The 1184-nt window shown below is 63.5% G+C and carries 2 protein-coding genes; both read right to left on the reverse strand.

Annotation, left to right across the window (positions count from 1 at the left end):
* Positions 1-549, reverse strand: a 549-nt coding sequence (locus QWB57_RS07885; protein WP_288969048.1) for a phosphoribosylanthranilate isomerase, incomplete at its 3' end; no start/stop codon positions are given.
* 32 nt (positions 550-581) lie between these two features.
* Positions 582-1184: tRNA pseudouridine synthase A (locus tag QWB57_RS07890; RefSeq protein WP_288969049.1), on the reverse strand; the 603-nt coding region annotated here is incomplete at its 5' end.

Consider the following 1184-nt stretch of genomic DNA (forward strand, 5'->3'; position numbering starts at 1 on the left):
GGCGTCTTTTCGCCCCGGGCCCGTCTCGATACCGCTGGCAACATCCACCCCCCACGGACGCGCCGCATGCAGCGCTGACGCCACGTTGTCGGCGGTTAGCCCACCAGCCAGCAAGATGGGCATGTGTTGACCACTCGGCAACCGCGACCAGTCAAAGCGCTTGCCACTGCCGCCCTGCTCGCCGGCGCCGTGTCCATCCAGCACAAAGCCCGATGCGCTGGAAAACGCCGCCATTGCGGGCAGCGGATCGACGGCATCGCCCATTGCAATTGCCTTGAAATACGGCAGGCCAAACCCTGCGCAACAGGCTGCAACTTCGCTGCCGTGGAACTGCAGCAGATCGGGCTGTACCTGCGCGATGATGGCCTCGATTTCGGCAGGGGTGTTGTCCATCAACAAGGCCACCACCCGCGTACTCGACGGTACCAATGCACGCAGGTCTGCGGCCTGTGCCAGCGTCACTCGGCGCGGGCTGCGTGCCGCAAAAATCAGGCCAATGAAATCGACCTGCAGCGCAACGGCCAACTGCACATCCTCACTGCGGGTCATGCCACACAGCTTGATCCGGGTAGCACCTTGCTTCACAGCGTGACCTCGCCTGGCAGGCCGCATTCGGCGGGGTATTTCGGCCCAAGGAACAACAGGCCTGCCGATGGCGCGGTAGGGCCGGCCACGGTGCGATCGCGGCCGGCCAACAACTGTGCAATCCACCCCGGCGCACGTTCGCCGCGCCCAACCACCAACAGTGAGCCAACGAAATTGCGCACCATATGGTGCAAGAACGCGTTGGCTTGCACATCCACCAACACTTCATCGCCACAACGCTGTACCTGGATTGCATGCACATTGCGGCGCGCATGGGTGGCTTGGCATTGCGCACTGCGGAATGCGGAAAAGTCCTGCTCCCCCAGCAATGCTTGCGCTGCCGCGTGCATCGCGACTGCATCCAACGGCATGCGCTCCCAACTCAAATACTGGCGTTGCAAGCCCGGCCGCACCGCTCGGTTGAGAATGCGATAGCGATAGCTGCGCGCGCGCGCGGAAAACCGCGCACTGAAATCGCCGGCCACCGGCGCACACCAGCGCACGGCCATCGTTGGTGGCAAGTTGGCGGTACCCCCCAACACCCAGCCGCGGTTATCGCGCAATGCCTCGGTATCAAAATGCACCACTTGGCATTGCCC

It is taken from the genome of uncultured Thermomonas sp. (assembly GCF_937872235.1).
Classification (GTDB): Bacteria; Pseudomonadota; Gammaproteobacteria; order Xanthomonadales; family Xanthomonadaceae; genus Thermomonas; species Thermomonas beijingensis.